The sequence below is a fragment of the Sulfurovum iocasae genome (genome assembly GCF_047716765.1).
Classification (GTDB): domain Bacteria; phylum Campylobacterota; class Campylobacteria; order Campylobacterales; family Sulfurovaceae; genus Sulfurovum.
In genome coordinates this window covers 2,751,376-2,766,320 of sequence record NZ_CP180410.1, presented here as the reverse complement: position 1 = coordinate 2,766,320, position 14,945 = coordinate 2,751,376, and the positions used below count along the sequence as shown (strand labels likewise).

General features: G+C 39.7%; 19 protein-coding genes and 1 pseudogene. 8 read left to right on the top strand and 12 right to left on the bottom strand.

What is annotated here, in order from left to right:
• Positions 1-71: 71 nt before the first annotated feature.
• Complete coding sequence (locus ACLHDG_RS13775; RefSeq protein WP_415406815.1) at positions 72-1,196, bottom strand: GGDEF domain-containing protein; 1,125 nt, start codon at positions 1,194-1,196, stop codon at positions 72-74.
• A gap of 180 nt (positions 1,197-1,376) precedes the next feature.
• Positions 1,377-2,915, bottom strand: coding sequence for a hypothetical protein (locus tag ACLHDG_RS13770; RefSeq protein WP_415406814.1), 1,539 nt, complete (start codon positions 2,913-2,915; stop codon positions 1,377-1,379).
• Positions 2,916-3,276: 361 nt separating this feature from the next.
• Here ACLHDG_RS13770 and ACLHDG_RS13765 point away from each other — a divergent pair, with 361 nt between their 5' ends.
• Complete coding sequence (locus tag ACLHDG_RS13765) at positions 3,277-3,660, top strand: DoxX family protein (protein WP_415406813.1); 384 nt, start codon at positions 3,277-3,279, stop codon at positions 3,658-3,660.
• 136 nt (positions 3,661-3,796) lie between these two features.
• A complete protein-coding gene (locus tag ACLHDG_RS13760; RefSeq protein WP_415408346.1) occupies positions 3,797-4,651 on the top strand; it encodes a bifunctional methionine sulfoxide reductase B/A protein in 855 nt (284 codons plus the stop codon).
• A gap of 2 nt (positions 4,652-4,653) precedes the next feature.
• On the opposite strand, the gene ACLHDG_RS13755 is transcribed toward ACLHDG_RS13760, so the two are convergent.
• From ACLHDG_RS13755 to ACLHDG_RS13740, 4 genes are read right to left on the bottom strand one after another with little or no spacing between them, the layout of a single operon-like run.
• On the bottom strand, positions 4,654-5,118 hold the full coding sequence (locus tag ACLHDG_RS13755; protein WP_415406812.1) for a globin: 465 nt from the start codon (positions 5,116-5,118) through the stop codon (positions 4,654-4,656).
• A gap of 45 nt (positions 5,119-5,163) precedes the next feature.
• A complete protein-coding gene (locus ACLHDG_RS13750) occupies positions 5,164-5,400 on the bottom strand; it encodes a hypothetical protein (RefSeq protein WP_415406811.1) in 237 nt (78 codons plus the stop codon).
• Between the two features lie 37 nt (positions 5,401-5,437).
• A complete protein-coding gene (locus tag ACLHDG_RS13745) occupies positions 5,438-6,109 on the bottom strand; it encodes a M48 family metallopeptidase (protein WP_415406810.1) in 672 nt (223 codons plus the stop codon).
• 2 nt (positions 6,110-6,111) lie between these two features.
• Entirely contained in the window at positions 6,112-6,561 is a 450-nt protein-coding gene (locus tag ACLHDG_RS13740; RefSeq protein ID WP_415406809.1) for a toxin-antitoxin system YwqK family antitoxin, read from the bottom strand.
• A 150-nt stretch (positions 6,562-6,711) separates the two neighbouring features.
• Here ACLHDG_RS13740 and ACLHDG_RS13735 point away from each other — a divergent pair, with 150 nt between their 5' ends.
• The gene (locus tag ACLHDG_RS13735; RefSeq protein ID WP_415406808.1) at positions 6,712-7,200 is read left to right on the top strand and encodes a hypothetical protein; all 489 of its coding nucleotides are present in this window, start codon (positions 6,712-6,714) and stop codon (positions 7,198-7,200) included.
• A 263-nt stretch (positions 7,201-7,463) separates the two neighbouring features.
• Positions 7,464-7,874, top strand: coding sequence for a YqaA family protein (locus ACLHDG_RS13730; protein ID WP_415406807.1), 411 nt, complete (start codon positions 7,464-7,466; stop codon positions 7,872-7,874).
• Positions 7,875-7,888: 14 nt separating this feature from the next.
• Here ACLHDG_RS13730 and ACLHDG_RS13725 read toward each other — a convergent pair whose 3' ends face one another.
• From ACLHDG_RS13725 to ACLHDG_RS13715, 3 genes are all read right to left on the bottom strand, one after another.
• The gene (locus ACLHDG_RS13725; protein WP_415406806.1) at positions 7,889-8,578 is read right to left on the bottom strand and encodes a gamma-glutamyl-gamma-aminobutyrate hydrolase family protein; all 690 of its coding nucleotides are present in this window, start codon (positions 8,576-8,578) and stop codon (positions 7,889-7,891) included.
• Entirely contained in the window at positions 8,554-9,573 is a 1,020-nt protein-coding gene (locus tag ACLHDG_RS13720) for an amidoligase family protein (protein WP_415406805.1), read from the bottom strand. Before ACLHDG_RS13720 ends, ACLHDG_RS13725 begins: the two co-directional genes overlap by 25 nt.
• Before the next feature lie 307 nt (positions 9,574-9,880).
• Positions 9,881-11,014: a M50 family metallopeptidase gene (locus ACLHDG_RS13715; RefSeq protein WP_415406804.1), complete on the bottom strand. Its 1,134-nt coding sequence runs from the start codon at positions 11,012-11,014 to the stop codon at positions 9,881-9,883.
• 171 nt (positions 11,015-11,185) lie between these two features.
• On the opposite strand from ACLHDG_RS13715, the gene ACLHDG_RS13710 reads away from it, so the two are divergent.
• Entirely contained in the window at positions 11,186-11,986 is an 801-nt protein-coding gene (locus tag ACLHDG_RS13710; protein WP_415406803.1) for a hypothetical protein, read from the top strand.
• Positions 11,987-12,118: 132 nt separating this feature from the next.
• Here the strand turns inward: ACLHDG_RS13710 and ACLHDG_RS13705 are convergent, their stop codons facing one another.
• Both ACLHDG_RS13705 and ACLHDG_RS13700 read right to left on the bottom strand, forming a co-directional pair.
• Positions 12,119-12,502, bottom strand: a complete 384-nt coding sequence (locus ACLHDG_RS13705) for a hypothetical protein (protein WP_415406802.1) — start codon at positions 12,500-12,502, stop codon at positions 12,119-12,121.
• A 70-nt stretch (positions 12,503-12,572) separates the two neighbouring features.
• A pseudogene (locus ACLHDG_RS13700) lies at positions 12,573-12,845 on the bottom strand (lysozyme inhibitor LprI family protein).
• 279 nt (positions 12,846-13,124) lie between these two features.
• Here ACLHDG_RS13700 and ACLHDG_RS13695 point away from each other — a divergent pair.
• Positions 13,125-13,460, top strand: coding sequence for a hypothetical protein (locus ACLHDG_RS13695; protein WP_415406801.1), 336 nt, complete (start codon positions 13,125-13,127; stop codon positions 13,458-13,460).
• 6 nt (positions 13,461-13,466) lie between these two features.
• Here the strand turns inward: ACLHDG_RS13695 and ACLHDG_RS13690 are convergent, their stop codons facing one another.
• Complete coding sequence (locus tag ACLHDG_RS13690; protein WP_415406800.1) at positions 13,467-13,838, bottom strand: ankyrin repeat domain-containing protein; 372 nt, start codon at positions 13,836-13,838, stop codon at positions 13,467-13,469.
• Positions 13,839-14,066: 228 nt separating this feature from the next.
• On the opposite strand from ACLHDG_RS13690, the gene ACLHDG_RS13685 reads away from it, so the two are divergent.
• The gene (locus ACLHDG_RS13685) at positions 14,067-14,522 is read left to right on the top strand and encodes a DUF1566 domain-containing protein (protein ID WP_415406799.1); all 456 of its coding nucleotides are present in this window, start codon (positions 14,067-14,069) and stop codon (positions 14,520-14,522) included.
• On the top strand, positions 14,519-14,935 hold the full coding sequence (locus ACLHDG_RS13680) for a DUF1566 domain-containing protein (protein WP_415406798.1): 417 nt from the start codon (positions 14,519-14,521) through the stop codon (positions 14,933-14,935). The genes ACLHDG_RS13685 and ACLHDG_RS13680 overlap by 4 nt, the downstream gene beginning before the upstream one ends.
• Positions 14,936-14,945: the final 10 nt, after the last annotated feature.

Genomic DNA, 14,945 nt, shown 5'->3' with positions numbered 1-14,945 from the left:
AGTAGCATAATATTCAATTATATAGGTAGGTAAAAATCGAAAATGTCTGATAAAGAAGAAGAGGGTGTTAATTATATATTTTGATGTGCATAGATAACTTGATCGCGTCCATTGTCTTTTGCCCTATACAAGGCTTCATCTGCGAGACTATAGAAATCTTCAAGGTCATACTCGGAGTCGTCTTCCAGAATACAGGCACCAATAGAGCAGGTCAATACAGATTTAACATTACTGCCTTTGTGCTCTATTCTTAGATCTGATACTGCCTGAAGGATCGCATTGATCCTGTCGTGTATGCAATCAATATCATCTCCAAGGATAATAGCAGCAAACTCTTCTCCACCCAAACGAAAGGTATAGTCACTACTTCGTCTGAGATGTTCTTTTAAAATATTGGCGGTCTGTTCTATGGCCCAGTCACCTTTTTGATGTCCATAAGTGTCGTTATATTGTTTAAAATAGTCCAGGTCAAGAATAAAAAAAGCAAACAGTTTGTCATTGCGTTTAGCCGAAAAGAACTGTCTGGGAAAGATCTCTTTGAGGAATCGTCGGTTATACAGAGATGTTAGAGGGTCTGTGATAGAGAGTTGTTCAAAAAATTTTAGCTGCTTTTTCTCATAACGGCGCATCCGTTCTATCTTGTCATTTGCCCTTTCATTACTGTTTTGGATAACAAAAATGACATATAACATGAGGAAGTGTGCAATAAGAAATCTAAGATAACTTTGTGTATTCCATGTCCCCTCTTGCCACTCCCCCACGCCTGTATAGGTAACTGCCAGGACCATTACCATAAAAATAAAAGAGACGATTAGCCCACGTAATGCTCCAAGTGTGACAATGGAAAAAGGGGCAAAGAAAAATGTCCAGATCAGCGTATAGTTTTCACCATGATGCAGGAGTGTTATAGCAAGAATGGCAGTAAATAAAACAGCATTCCCAATATATGCGGCACGTTGATAATCATTCTTTGCCCGTAAGATGTAGAGTGTATATGACAAAGAAAGAAAAACGGAGAGGTCTATGAAAAGAAGATCATATGAGTGGGTAATAAATAGATGGATCACTGTAAATAAAAGGGTGAGTACTGTCGTAATGAAAAGCATTGCATTGAGAAGTAGAACCTTAGTTTGTAAAGGGCTGTACTCCTCGAACTCAAATGAGGCTGACAAAAGTTCACTGAGTTTTGGTTTCAAGCAAATCCTTATATGTACTGTTTACGACACTGTTCAATATCCTGTGATAAAGTTAATAGTTCTTAAATATTGTATCATAAATTTAAAGGTATTTAAAATTCTATAGGTATTGAAAGAAAGAGAAAGTTAAGTGTATTCGTATGGTATTGCTAAAAAGTAAAAGCCAAAAGGCTTTTACTTTTAGTAAATTACAGGAGTAATTTTCATATTTGTACCGTCAAAACTACCAGTAGTTACATTGTTTTCCATTGCATAATCAACGATAGTTTTTAAGTCACCATTGATGTTGTCAATAATTGTATTAAATCCTGCTATTTCATCAACTGTCATTTTTTCCATACCATCAGCAAACAGTGCACCAAACATAAACTCTGGGTTTAAAATTGAGATATCAATCGTTTTATTGTCATCTGGATTGACAAATACTGCTATTTCACATGGAAGTGCAGGTGTATGGTACTCACCAGTTGTAAGTGCTTCTTTTGCATACGTAGGAGAACATGCTTCAACTATCCAAGAACCTCCCGGTACTTTTAAAGGTTCCAGTCTACCAGATCTCCAAGCAGGGTGTACGCCAGCCATTTCACTTGGCAAGATACTTTTTAATGCCGTTTCTTGAGAACCAACTGTACCCTCTTCATCACTTGTCATTACTGAAATAAGTGTAGCTGCTATTGCTTTCGCATCAGTAGATGTAAACTCTTTTGTTCCATCGCTTGTATATGAGTAATGTCTATATGGCTCTTTACCATCATTTGAAGTATCAGTAGTTGCTTCTACTTTTGACATAGCTGAGTATATCGTTCCCATTTTAATAGACGTTTTTGTGTATGTTTCGCCAGCTGTATCAAATGCATTATATATCATGGCAAAAATTTCATTTTTAACTTGCGTAGGAAGAGCCATCATATCTGCTTTAAAAGCAGGGATGTTCATTTCATCAGCAGTGAAAACTTCAGTAAAGAAAAGAGTGAAAATTGTCTCAGGGTTTAACATGTCAACAAATATCGCATCTTCATCATTATAGATAATAACCTCACATGGTAATGCTGTCGTATGATAGATACCAGCAGCAACCTTAGCACCTTCATCTCCACCTACATTTATAACACCTAATGCTTTAGCTGCATATTTTGAGTTACACACTTCAACTACTTTTACTTTTTTAGTATTTGCCGGTGACATAGGAACATTTGGATCAATAGGAAGCTTAGTAGGAATACCTAACATATGATGCATAACATCCGCATCTCCTAAATTATTTGTTACTGGTAACTCAGTCCCTCCAAGTATCCAGTTAGCCCCTTTGAATGTTTCAGGGTCACTGGTTGGTTCATCTATATTTGCTACATGTTTAGCAAAAGTATTCGCAAGTTCTGCTACTTTCGCATACGTTGCCGCATGATCAAGGTTGCCATCTGCATCTTTCACGGTTGGGAAAACTGCCACACGCTCAAATGCAGAGAAACTACCATCGCCAAACGGAATTTTATCCTCTTCCGTAACACCCACTAAAGAAGCTGATATTGCCGCTACTTCTGCCGCTTCAAGTTCAGCAATAGCTGCCAAATCTGATGATAACTCTATGGGAGCCTCTGGTGTTGGTGCCTCCGCTACGGGTGTTTCTATTACTGTAGTATCGTTGTCGCTACAACCTGCCATTCCCAAGACTAAAAGTGCTGAAAGCGCAACCGAACCTAGTGTTTTTGAATATTTCATATATCCCTCCAATTATTAAGATTTCTTATTGTAGAAGATCAATATGAACTAAGTATGAACTATATCTTAAATAATACTTATAAATTACTAATATATTGAATATGTCCATAATAAGTAACAAAATATTTACGCTCCTTGTCCTTCTATGGTCTTCAGTATATTTTAGATAGACTATTTTACATTACATTGACTGGGACGAAGAGCATCACACGGTTGTGTCCAACTTCATGCTAAAAAGCTTTATACCCTTATATAGAAACATGGTAAAAAAAATACACTGATAAAAATCATATATTAAAGTTACGTCAGCTATTTATCTGCTGTGGTAAATGTATGCTATGATTGCAATAAAAGGTTAGAAATGACAGAAAATATAGGAAAACTAATTTTACGATTTATGGTTGGCGGACTGATGCTCTTTCATGGTATCGATAAAGCGTTGCATGGTATAGGCTTTATCAAAGGTTTGGTCAGTGGGCAGGGATTGCCTGAAATTTTGGCTTATGGTGTGTATGTAGGGGAGATACTCGCACCACTCTTTTTGATCTTGGGATGGAAGAGCCGATTATGGGCAGCTGTGATAGCTGTCAATATGACTGTAGCTATCTACTTGACACAGAGTAAAGCACTTTTGAGTCTTGGTACGCATGGAGCATGGGCTGTTGAGGTACCGATGTTCTATCTGTTAAGTGCTTTAGCCATTGTCTTTTTAGGTTCTGGCAAATATGCTATTATGAGAGACTAGTACATCAAGACTGCACAGTATCAAGTTATTATTCTATAAAAATCGAAGGATAGCTATGAAAAAAATTACATTATGGATCTCTATACTTTTTATCACCTTTGGCTTTTCTGCTGAAGTAAAGTCATGGACAACGACATTGAAGAATCTAACACCTCTTGAAAAACATGTTATTGTTGATAAGGGAACAGAAAGAGCTTTTTCCGGTAAGTATGTGAACACCAAAGAGAAAGGTGTCTATACTTGTAAAGTATGTGATACACCTCTTTACAGATCGGATGACAAATTTGACAGTCATTGTGGCTGGCCGAGCTTTGATGATGCCATCCCCGGGGCGATCAAAGAAGTAACCGATAAAGACGGAAGACGTACCGAGATACTCTGTGCCAATTGTGGTTCGCACTTAGGTCATGTATTTAAAGGTGAAGGGATGACAGCTAAAAATGTACGTCACTGTGTCAACTCGATCTCTCTTAATTTTGACAAGAAGAAAGCAACTTCTAAAATGACACTGGCTAAAGCTTATTTTGCCGGTGGATGTTTTTGGGGTGTGGAATATTATCTTGAAAAGATTGAGGGTGTAAAAGAGGTGACTTCCGGTTTTATGGGCGGAACAGTAAAAGATCCAACCTATTATCAGGTGGTAAGAACCAATACAGGTTACCTGGAAACGGTAGAAGTGCTCTATGACCCTTCTAAAGTAAGTTATGAAACACTGGCTAAAACTTTTTTTGAGATACATGACCCCACACAAGCAGATGGGCAAGGTCCAGATATCGGGAGTCAATACCTCTCTGCAGTATTTGTCAATAATAAAGAGGAGAGAGCCGTAATAAATAAGCTCATCAAAATTCTAGAGAGCAAGGGCTTGAAGATAGCAACACAAGTATTAGATAAAACACCTTTTTACTCAGCAGAAAAGTCTCATCAAGACTATTATGACCGCAAGGGAGGAACCCCTTACTGTCATAGACGGGTGAAACGGTTTGCCTAATTTTACCCTCTGGCGTTTATCATCCAGACAGAAAAGACATTAATGTAGTCCCAAAAGCTTTGGATGTTCTCTTCACTGCTTTGTTTCTCATCTATTATAGGTTGCAGTGCTTCTTCAAAGCAGATAAGCCAATGCAGTCTTGCATCAGGAGTGATGGCAAAAGGAGCATGTCTTCTTCCCATTTGCGGAGCACCACGGTTTTGGTTAAAGTAGGGTGTTCCTCCACAGATCTGTATGAAAAAGTCTGCAGATGTTTGTCCCGCATTTTTCATTACATCTATCTCTTTTGGGAAAAGTGCTTTGATAGGACTTTCAAAAAGACCCATATAAAATCTATCAAGTAAGGCTCGCATGCCTTCTTCCCCGATGTCTGTTAAGAATTCAGGATTAGGTTTGGTTACAGGAGGTTGAACACCTACTTGGTAGGGGAGTATAGTAAAGTTAAGGGAGCTTGCAGAAAAGTGCATTTTATTACCTTTTTAAGAAGGTTATATCACGTTATGAAAATAATGTCAAATGCCACAACCTCCGCCACCTTGTACAGAAAAACTATTTGCGTATCCACACTCCATACATTCAAAGGAGAGGATCTTGGGACCAGAACAACCGCCTGATCTTTGGTCTGTGAGTTCTATGGACTTTTGATGACACTTGGGGCAAAACCCTCGTTTTATAGCATCAAGCTGCTCTTTTTTCTCTTTGAGGTAGTAGATATAAGCAAAAACTGACCCAATGAGAATAATAAGCATAAATAGTATGAGATAAACAGTATCGATAGGTGACTCCTTAAGTTGTATATTTCTTCAGTTCTGTTACATGTTGTTTATAATCAGGTATATGTTTCTCAACCAGCTTCCAAAAACTTTTTTGATGATGTTTATGTTGTATGTGTGCCAGTTCGTGTACGACGATATATTGTATCACATCCTGGGGGAGTTTCATCATCATTGTATTGAAGCTCAAAACATTTTTCCCTGAACAGCTGCCCCATTGTCGTTTGGTTTTTTGAAAACGTATATTTGTGGGTGTGAGATCCATCTGCCTGGACCACTTCTCTACAAGGAGAGGAACAAACTGTTTGACCTCTTCTTTATAGAAATTATCCACATGCTTTTGAAAAAGCACTTCATCATAGTGATGATAATAGAGTAAAAAGACTTCCTGGTCAAAGATGAGTGTGGTTCTTTTTTTTGTCTGTTCTATCAGTCTCAATGGATAAGTTTGGCCCTGATAGTAGAGTTGTGCCTGTTGGGAGAAATCCAAAGCTTTCCCTTTTTTCTGTAAGAGTTTTTCTCTAGACCTGTTGATCCAATCAGATTTTTTAAGCAGGAGTTGTTCGATGTAGTGTTGGGATGTTTTGGGAGACTTAATGACGAGGTTCCCCTCGTTGTCAAAACTAAGATAAGTATGTTTTAGTTTAGGGTTTACGATATGTGTATATCGTGGTAAGAGGTTCATTGTCAGTTGATCATTCTTCCATTTTGAAATATTACTTTTCTATGAACGCTTCCATCTTTATTGTAAGAAAATGCTTGACCGTTTTTCATACCATTCTGGTATGGAATGGTTGCCAAGATATCACCATTAGGATAGAACTCTTTTAAATTACCGTGAATTCTGCCATTGACATAAGGTACATTTCTTATGATTCGACCCTTTGTATCATACCAAACTTCCATACCGTCTTTCACACCATTTCTAATGTCAACAACGGAAGTGAGATGACCTTCGTAACCATATTTTTTAAGTTGTCCATTTTGTTCAGTTGAGTCAGTCATGATAAATTCAGATTGGATCTTCCCGCCAGTGAAATACTCTTTTTTAACTTTACCGCCGCCTAAACTTGGTCCCTCACAGGCAGTGAAGAAGAGAAGAGAGAAGAGAACAAAAAATAAAGACAATGCTTTCATAAAAAACCTTCATGTAAATATTGCCGTTAGTATACTATAAATTGCTTTGTTTTGAAGATGTTCAATATTTTGGGTCTCTTATAGCTATACTATAAAGAAAGAGAATATTGTGGATAGCATTCAATTTGTAAAACCAAACAGAAGAGCATTATGACTAGTCATACTATGGCATTCATGTTTCGTATGATGCTTGTGCTAAGTTTGACTGTAGGGGTATCTGAGGGTAAACCCATTCAGGTTTTAAGCGGAGGTACTATTTCCGATGGATTGGACCTCTCCCATATACGTATAGGCGAACATACAGGATATACCCGGATCGTTTTTGATGTACAATATTGGGAAGGGTATGGCGCACCCAAAGCAGGGACATCTTCCGACAATGCAGGACACTATACATTTACCTTAGAGCAGAACCATAGCATTGAAGTGGAATTCTCCGGTTTTAGAAGTAGCAGTGCAAAAGACGTCACGGTATCAGAACATAGGTTGGTTCAGTCCATCAAGATGTTACGAGGTGAAGCCTATGGAGATGACAGCTCTGTGTTTTATCGTATTCGCTTACGAGGTCCTGCAAGACTAAGGGTTTTCCATCTTTACAACCCTGCACGGATCGTTTTAGATATTTATATGGTAGAGTAATAGGTATGCTACTCATTTATTACCACTCCTTGCAAAAATGCTAAGAGATAGTTCTGCCTGCTCAAGTCTCTCCTCTAGTTACCCTCTATCTTGAGCCATCCATGCTATAATAGTGTAAACTTGGATTATGCAATAGAAATCACTAAACTAGCATTCATTATTGCACACTAAATTCTTTGCAAACACCTAATGCACAAAAATAAACGCTATTTTGAGCAATTCTATCGCATAATTCGGGATACAAAATATTGACGGGGTCTCTTTTGGTCTACCTTACACTTTTTTTTGCCTCTTTTGCCGCCGCTACCTTTTTGCCTGTGGTGAGTGAAGCAGTATTGGTTTATGATATCATGGAAGGACATAACCTCTATGCATTGCTTGCTGTAGCAACACTTGGCAATACCCTGGGCTCATGTGTGAACTATGTTCTTGGGAGTAAAGGGATAGACTATCTGGAGCGGAAACATTATGTCAAAAAAGAACCCTTCATGAAAGCAGAACGTCTCTTTGACAAGTATGGTGCTATCGTACTGCTGCTTTCATGGACTCCGATCATTGGTGATCCGATTACCTTTGTTGCAGGGGTATTGCATTATGATTTCAAAAAATTCTTTCTGTTGGTGCTTGTTGCCAAAGGGGTACGTTATGCGATCCTGACACTTTTTTTTATCTGATCCAGGGGTACGATCTAGGGTAGTGTATGTTTGTGCTTCTTGATCTCTGCGGTAAAGAGATGAAAGATACGACGCGAACTCCAATGATAGGGCATGAACTCCGGATGCCACTGCAAGCCTAAAATGAACCGTTCATCTTTGGACTCAATGGCTTGTACCAAACGGTTACGATCCTTTGCAGCGATAGTAAGGCCGTTTCCTATACGATCGATGGTCTGATGATGTAGGGCGTTTGCCTTTAGCGAGTTTCTCCTGAGTATTTTGTGAAGATGGGTTTGCGCTTCGATCTCAAGTGTCTGCAAAGGAAGGGGTGTGTTTGGATGATGAAAATCGAGATCCATATCACCGATATGCGGATGCAGCGTGCCGCCCATGAAAAGATTGATAAGCTGCATCCCTCTGCATATCCCCATGACAGGTAGAGACTCATTTTTGGCACGCTCAAGCAGCTGCATCTCCATGGCATCACGTGCAGGGTCGGTCTTTTGGATGCTTGTGTGTCTTTTTGCGCCATAAAGCTCAGGATCGATATCAATACCTCCGGTGATAAGCAATCCGTCCATAGGTGCATCGGCATCCCACGAACCTGGGTGAAAAAAACGTGCATGGACACCATGCAGTCTAAGCAGTGAGCGGCTCATCGTCCAGGCGACACGGCTTCCTTTGGTAGAACCTGTTACTATGACAGTTGGGTGTTGATCCATCTTCTCACCTCCATGATCCATTCTTCTTTCTGTAGAAAAGCAAGTGGCAGGGAGAGGAAAACGCTGTAGGTCTCGCTCATCTGCTGCAACGCTTCTTTGTCACAAGCCAGTGTTTCGACCAGTACCCAACTGTTCCATGCATCATAGGTATGCCAAAGGGGTTCGTCGATCTTTGAGTCCGGCAGTCTGTAATGGTAGGCAGGACGAGCAGAGATCTTCTCATCTTCCAGGACTCCCATGACCCGATCTCTGTCTATCCAGGTAAGCAGCGGTAGAAGATCGAGTGCGTGGTTGCGGGTAGGGTTGTAGGTAATATAGTCATCGATGAAGACTGCCATCGTAGGGGCATAAGACGGATCAAGCACCTTCATGATATAACTTTCCTCATAGGGATCGATATAGGGAGCGATACGACGTTTCATATCAGGCTGGAGCCACTCTATAAGATAGTCATAGAGAAGGAAAAAAGCTCTTAGTGTATCGATGATCTCTTCAACCTCCAGAGAGGAAACTTCCGAGTTGACATGAAAACCACATGCATAAAAGGGATTGGCTTTGGTCCCCATTGCTCCGTGCTTACGAAAAAGATCCTTAATGCGCTCTATCACCCCGAGATCCTCTAATGCGAGCGGAGAGGTTGAAATCTCATAGGGGACTACGGTTTCAGAGAGTGTAGCGATGAACTCTTCTATGGCAAGGGTGATCTCTTCGTTGAGCACCAGGTCTAGACCCGCCTCATGAAGCCATGTTCCCAGACCGTGTTTGATGAGAAACTGAAAATCAAGAACAAGGGTGAAGTCCCCGTAGGGAGTACCGTTAATCTTGTAGTGGTAGGGATTGATCATCTCTATCTGCCCTACCCCCAGCTCTTCGACCACCAAAGCAGCACTTGTTTTGAGCTCTAGACTGCTGTACTCAAGTTCAAATCCTACTTTACGGGGTTCATTGTGTTGGTTTGTAGATATGGGTGGTGGCATAAAAAAGTTTGTATCCATACTGATATTATAGCAGATTGCCGATGCGCATGATAAGATACACCAAAAAGATTATAGATTTTGGATGAAAGAATGACAAGAAGTTAAAGAGGTGTTTGATATGCTTGATGCTTTTGTGGAAGAGATGAAGAATACAGATGTTAAGGTGATATGGTTTGCGAGATGCTGCCATCATATTTTTTGCAGGTGGGACAAAAAATAGCTTGCCCCTTTTTTTCTTACACGGTCCTGCAAGATTAGGGGTTTTCTTTCTTTGTACCCCTGCCCGAATCATTTTAGATATAAGTGCGCTACCTCATTTACTTTGCTACGGCGTTGTCTCCAACTCCATTTTTAACGCCAGATATTCAAGTAAGTCTTTGAGGGTGATGATGCCTACAGTTTTTTTGTGTTCAACTACCAGTAAACGGCTGAGTCCAGTTTCACTCATTTTGTTCAAAGCATCATTGATGAGGGTGCTTGAATCGATCGAATTATCCGGACTTTGAAGCTGCATCGCTTTGCTCACAAGAAGGTGCTTCCACTCTTGCTGCGGATGTGATTTTAGCATCTGTATCGTGATGAGTCCTGAAATTTTATTGTCTTTGACTACAGGAAACATTTTGTAGTGATAGTGGTAGAGATACTTGTCGACAAACTCTTGTAGCGTTATGTGAGAAGGAACGGTCACGGGGTTCGGGTTCATGAAATGGCGTACGGTTTTCCCTTCAAATGATTGTTTCATCAATAGTCTCTGGTACGAAATGTTGGCAGCATTAAAGAGAAAAGATCCGATGAGTATCCACCACAGTCCCCCGATGAAATTGCCTCCGAGCAGACTCATGAAACCGACGAAGATAATGGCCATGGCAAATCCAAGGCTGATACGTGAAGCGACCTGGGTTGCCCAGTAGATATCACCTTTTATCCACCACAGAAGTGAACGAAGTATCCGTCCTCCATCTGTGGGGAATGCCGGTACCATATTGAACACTGCAAGCAGCATATTGATAGCAGAGAGATAACCCAGGATGCCTATGACGGGTATCGGCAACTCTATGATGTTGGCTACCTGATAGAGGGCAGCAAAGAGGATGGAGAGCAGAAGGCTGGCTATGGGTCCTGCGATGGCCATAAAGAATTCGGTTTTAGGACTGTTCGGTTCATCCTTCATCTCCGCTACGCCACCAAAGATAAAGAGTGTAATGCCCCGTATTTCAAGTCCGTACTTGCGGGCTATGAGTGAGTGGGAAAACTCATGGATGATGATGGACACAAAGAGACCCATGGCCCCGACCAGTCCCATTACCCAATAGGTTTGGTTACTAAGATCCGGGAAATAACCCGGGAAAAGTCCCTCAGCAAGCGACCACACCACCAAAAAAAGGATGATCCCCCAACTCGCATCGACCGATACGGTAAAACCAAGCAGTTTAAACAGTGTCATTTTTCTTTTTAACATCTTATACCTCTATACATTCTTTGCGATTATCTTTATTATAGCGATTTTTGTGTTGTGTATGAGTTGAAGTGTGATGAAGTATGAAAAGTAGACTATCCCCCAGGTATTTAAAATTAAAGGTTACAATCTTATGTTATTATATGAAGTAAAATATCATAATAAGGAGTAGTGATGCAGAAAATAAATAAAAAAATACTTGGGGTTGTGGGGATAATGCTCTTTCTACCAATAATGGTTTTAGCAGAGAGCTTTTGGGTAGGTGTATTTGCCAAAAGTACACCTTATACAGATCAGACATTTACTTCCAATAAGAAATTTTCACATTTTAAAGATGCGATCAATACAGAGTGGGGAAATGGGTTTGATATCGTTGATATATCATATGGTGACGATAGATGGTCGGCAGTATATGCCAAAGGTACAGGCTATAAACAACAAGCCTATACACACCATAGAGATCTGAAAAAATTCAGAGCCTCAGTTGCCGCATACAAACAAAAAGGCTTTGAACTTCTCAACATAGAAAATGGAGAAGGAGAGTGGTTCGGTGTGCTTGTCAAAGGCAGTAAATACACAGGAACGGAACTTGAAATCATACGTTATTGGGAGGAATTTCGTAAAGTGATCCGTAAGCGATGGAAAGAGGGGTATGTTCTGGTTGACGTAGAGCCGGCAGAAGGTTTCTGGATAGGGATCTTTGCTAAAAGTACAGAACAAAAAGTTCAGGCATATAGCAGTCCTGATGATTGGGATGGTGTCAGTACTGCTATAAAACAACGATGGGATGATGGATATAGCCTTGTCAAGATCGAATACGGCATAGGAAGATGGTTCTGTCTTTTTGAAAAAAATGCCGACAAGAAAGCGGAAGCTTATGTTGCCAACAATCAGTTCAATGTATTTAGAAGATCGATCAAAAAGCGTTGGGACAAAGGATTCCACTTGATCGATCTGGCAGAAGGTAGGGACTAAGTACACTTTGGTAAACTCGGTGACCCAAAAATATAACGGGAGATTCGTTCCCTCTCGGTTACTGGGCTTACCGAAGTAGTCGAAAAGGTCGTAGTTTACCTTTTATATAATGAAGTCATGCTTCATCTGTTTTTAATCAGATTTTGCTTTAGAAGTATCACTCAATACTTGAAATTCTTCATCCGTAATGAGTCCGTCTTTTAGCATTTTTGAGAGTTCTTCAACTCTTTTTGTTTCATGAGATTCTTCAATGAAATTGGGTTGAGATCTTTTCTCTGCCTCTTCCTGTGCTTTTTTCTCTTCTCTCTTTTTTTTGTCGTTCAATAAATTTTGTGCAGCATGTTTTTTTGAAATGATGATAGAAACAATAGACATTATGGTAAAAACCGCAACAAACAGAGCAGATTCAATGTAAAGGCTTTTTACTACTTCAGGGTCAAGTGGCTGGATCTCCTCGATCTCCTCAGCGTAAAGAGATGAAAATATCAACAATGGTGTCAGTAGTCGCTTTATCATGTAGTTCCTTGCGTTAAGAAGTTATTTCGCATTATAGTCTAACAACTTGACTTTAAGCTGTTTTGATCTTCTAGAATATATCCAGCATAGATTTAAGTTCATCTGCTCTCGATCGTGTTGCATCCATAAAACACTCTTGTGCAAACAGTCGATGCATTGTTCCGCCATTTGGATCATTGTAAAACCCACAATTTGCATCTCTATATTTGATCCATAACTGTTAAGCTGTCAGAAGCTCTTTCTGTCTACTTTTTGAAAGACTCTTTTTCAATGCTTTATAGGAACTATTAAGTCTTTTGTCTTGATGCTTTATTTCTTTGTATCCACAATTCAGTATAGCCATGGTAACACCTTAGGAGGCTTGGGGTCCATCCATACATATGGCATATTGCTTGCTATATTTGTCAGCAGAGAAAGCTGAAGATGTAAATACCAATCTTAACATAACGGCAGCTAAGTATTTTTTTGAAATCATATTGATCTTTGAAATTTAATCTGGGAAAGATTGTATTTAAATTGTGGTTTGATTTGGGTTAGGGATTTGATTTTTTGTCCAACATGGTACTCCCATATCTTATGGTAAATGGGGTATGATGTTTGTAAATTTGGAGCATAAGAGTATATGAAAAAACGTATTAGATCTGCAGCTAAACGTGTTGTGAAAAATCCTGTTTTACAAAAAAGTGCCCAGTCACTTAAACCAAACCGGAGTATTTTGGGTGTATTTGGTGTAGTGCTTTTCTTTATAGTTCCGGAGATCGCAGGGTTCATTTGGGGAGAAGAGATCAGAGACTGGGCACATGCACAAATTTTAAGTGAACCAACCGAGGTCGGACGAAAACTCTACTGGTTACTGGAAAAGCTTTTTGAAGATGGCGGAAGTTGGGTCAATCTGAGTATTGGCGTACTGCTTTTAGTATGGTTGTTTTGGGATTGGAAGAAACCTGAATATCACTAAATGACATTAAAAGTATTTTACCATTGACTCACGTCCAAATTTCTGAACAAGCATTGCTGCCGTTGCCCCTCTTTGGTTAGCGATACTGACATCAGCTCCTTTTTCTATTAAGAAGGCACAAAGCTCTGTCATATCATCCATTACAGCTTCCATAAGTGGTGTCCATCCTACGCCATCAACTTTATTGATATCTGCACCTTCTTCTAAGAGATAAGCTACCATATCTCTTCGGTCACGTCTAATGGCAATATGAAGCGGTGTCCACCCGTATTTGTTTTGAAGGTTAACATCTGTTCCGTCTGCGATCTCTTTTTTTAGTGCTTCTAAGTCATTATCGTATACAATTTTTTCAAGTGTTTCAAAGTGCCCATCTGCCATATTAATTTCCTAGTAGTTTGATAGTATTGTATTGTAATCAAATAAATAAGATAAATCAACTTACGCAGTAAATAAAACTAGGTTGTGTGAAGTGATCATAAAAGTAGTCTGTTAGCATTTATGACCTCATGAGAATTGGCTATTTTTTCTCTTCCTATGACTCTGTAGAACCCATATAAAATCCTGCTATAATTAAACTTCTAAATATCATTAAAGGAGTATTGGAATATGCAAAAATATATGATTTTCTTTCTCGTAGTGTTACTTGCAGGCATAAACAGTTTTGCCGAAGAAAAACACGGAAATAGTATAGTAACAGATAAGAAAAATGCTATCTACTGGCAAGATAATATCTCTTCTCAAAAAAGTTCGAAAGATTGGGATGATGCTGTGTTATACTGCGATAAACTTGTTTTAAATGATATAGCTCACTGGCGGTTACCAACATTTAATGAGTTGTTCTCAATAGTGGATTATACGCGTGTTCATCCTGCGATCAATCCTGTCTTTAGCTTTGTGAAGGAAGGAACCTATTGGACTTCAACGGGCTTTGCTCCTACTCGGTCACGTGCCTGGACGATCGATTTTCGTACGGGGAAAACCTATTATAGCTATACAACCACCAATCATGCAGTCCGCTGCGTCAAAGATATACCGCTACAGTCTGCAAAGGAGAGCAAATGAAACCTATTTTATTCATACTAGCGATCAGTAGTACACTGTTATTTGCAGCATCATCCAAGCAGGATGACAAGACAGGACTTGTCTGGCAGGACGATCAAGCTGTTTCCAAAAATGAGATGATGCAGGAAGAAGCCATAGCGTATTGTCAAAAGCTTAAACTCGATGGTTTTGAGGATTGGCGTCTTCCGACACTGATGGAAGCCTATACTATTGTCGATCTGACACAAGAACGTCCTGCCCTTAAAAAAGGTTTTGAAATGCGTAATGACGAGCGATTTTGGACATCAACATCTTTTGCAAAAAATCCAGGAAAAGAAGCATGGCGGATCTCTATGAGTTATGGAGAAGCAGAACCGTATAACAAGAATCGTTCTTATCATGTACGATGTGTCAGAGGGCAACTTAAACATTAGTGGGGTAATA

What these genes read in the sequence shown, in the direction of transcription:
- ACLHDG_RS13770 (WP_415406814.1), bottom strand. Translation starts at nt 2,915, where the DNA reads ATGAAATATTCAAAAACACTAGGTTCGGTTGCGCTTTCAGCACTTTTA.
- ACLHDG_RS13765 (WP_415406813.1), top strand. Translation starts at nt 3,277, where the DNA reads ATGACAGAAAATATAGGAAAACTAATTTTACGATTTATGGTTGGCGGA.
- ACLHDG_RS13755 (WP_415406812.1), bottom strand. Translation starts at nt 5,118, where the DNA reads ATGCACTTTTCTGCAAGCTCCCTTAACTTTACTATACTCCCCTACCAA.
- ACLHDG_RS13750 (WP_415406811.1), bottom strand. Translation starts at nt 5,400, where the DNA reads ATGCTTATTATTCTCATTGGGTCAGTTTTTGCTTATATCTACTACCTC.
- ACLHDG_RS13745 (WP_415406810.1), bottom strand. Translation starts at nt 6,109, where the DNA reads ATGAACCTCTTACCACGATATACACATATCGTAAACCCTAAACTAAAA.
- ACLHDG_RS13740 (WP_415406809.1), bottom strand. Translation starts at nt 6,561, where the DNA reads ATGAAAGCATTGTCTTTATTTTTTGTTCTCTTCTCTCTTCTCTTCTTC.
- ACLHDG_RS13735 (WP_415406808.1), top strand. Translation starts at nt 6,712, where the DNA reads ATGACTAGTCATACTATGGCATTCATGTTTCGTATGATGCTTGTGCTA.
- ACLHDG_RS13725 (WP_415406806.1), bottom strand. Translation starts at nt 8,578, where the DNA reads ATGGATCAACACCCAACTGTCATAGTAACAGGTTCTACCAAAGGAAGC.
- ACLHDG_RS13720 (WP_415406805.1), bottom strand. Translation starts at nt 9,573, where the DNA reads ATGGATACAAACTTTTTTATGCCACCACCCATATCTACAAACCAACAC.
- ACLHDG_RS13715 (WP_415406804.1), bottom strand. Translation starts at nt 11,014, where the DNA reads ATGTTAAAAAGAAAAATGACACTGTTTAAACTGCTTGGTTTTACCGTA.
- ACLHDG_RS13710 (WP_415406803.1), top strand. Translation starts at nt 11,186, where the DNA reads ATGCAGAAAATAAATAAAAAAATACTTGGGGTTGTGGGGATAATGCTC.
- ACLHDG_RS13705 (WP_415406802.1), bottom strand. Translation starts at nt 12,502, where the DNA reads ATGATAAAGCGACTACTGACACCATTGTTGATATTTTCATCTCTTTAC.
- ACLHDG_RS13695 (WP_415406801.1), top strand. Translation starts at nt 13,125, where the DNA reads ATGAAAAAACGTATTAGATCTGCAGCTAAACGTGTTGTGAAAAATCCT.
- ACLHDG_RS13690 (WP_415406800.1), bottom strand. Translation starts at nt 13,838, where the DNA reads ATGGCAGATGGGCACTTTGAAACACTTGAAAAAATTGTATACGATAAT.
- ACLHDG_RS13685 (WP_415406799.1), top strand. Translation starts at nt 14,067, where the DNA reads ATGCAAAAATATATGATTTTCTTTCTCGTAGTGTTACTTGCAGGCATA.
- ACLHDG_RS13680 (WP_415406798.1), top strand. Translation starts at nt 14,519, where the DNA reads ATGAAACCTATTTTATTCATACTAGCGATCAGTAGTACACTGTTATTT.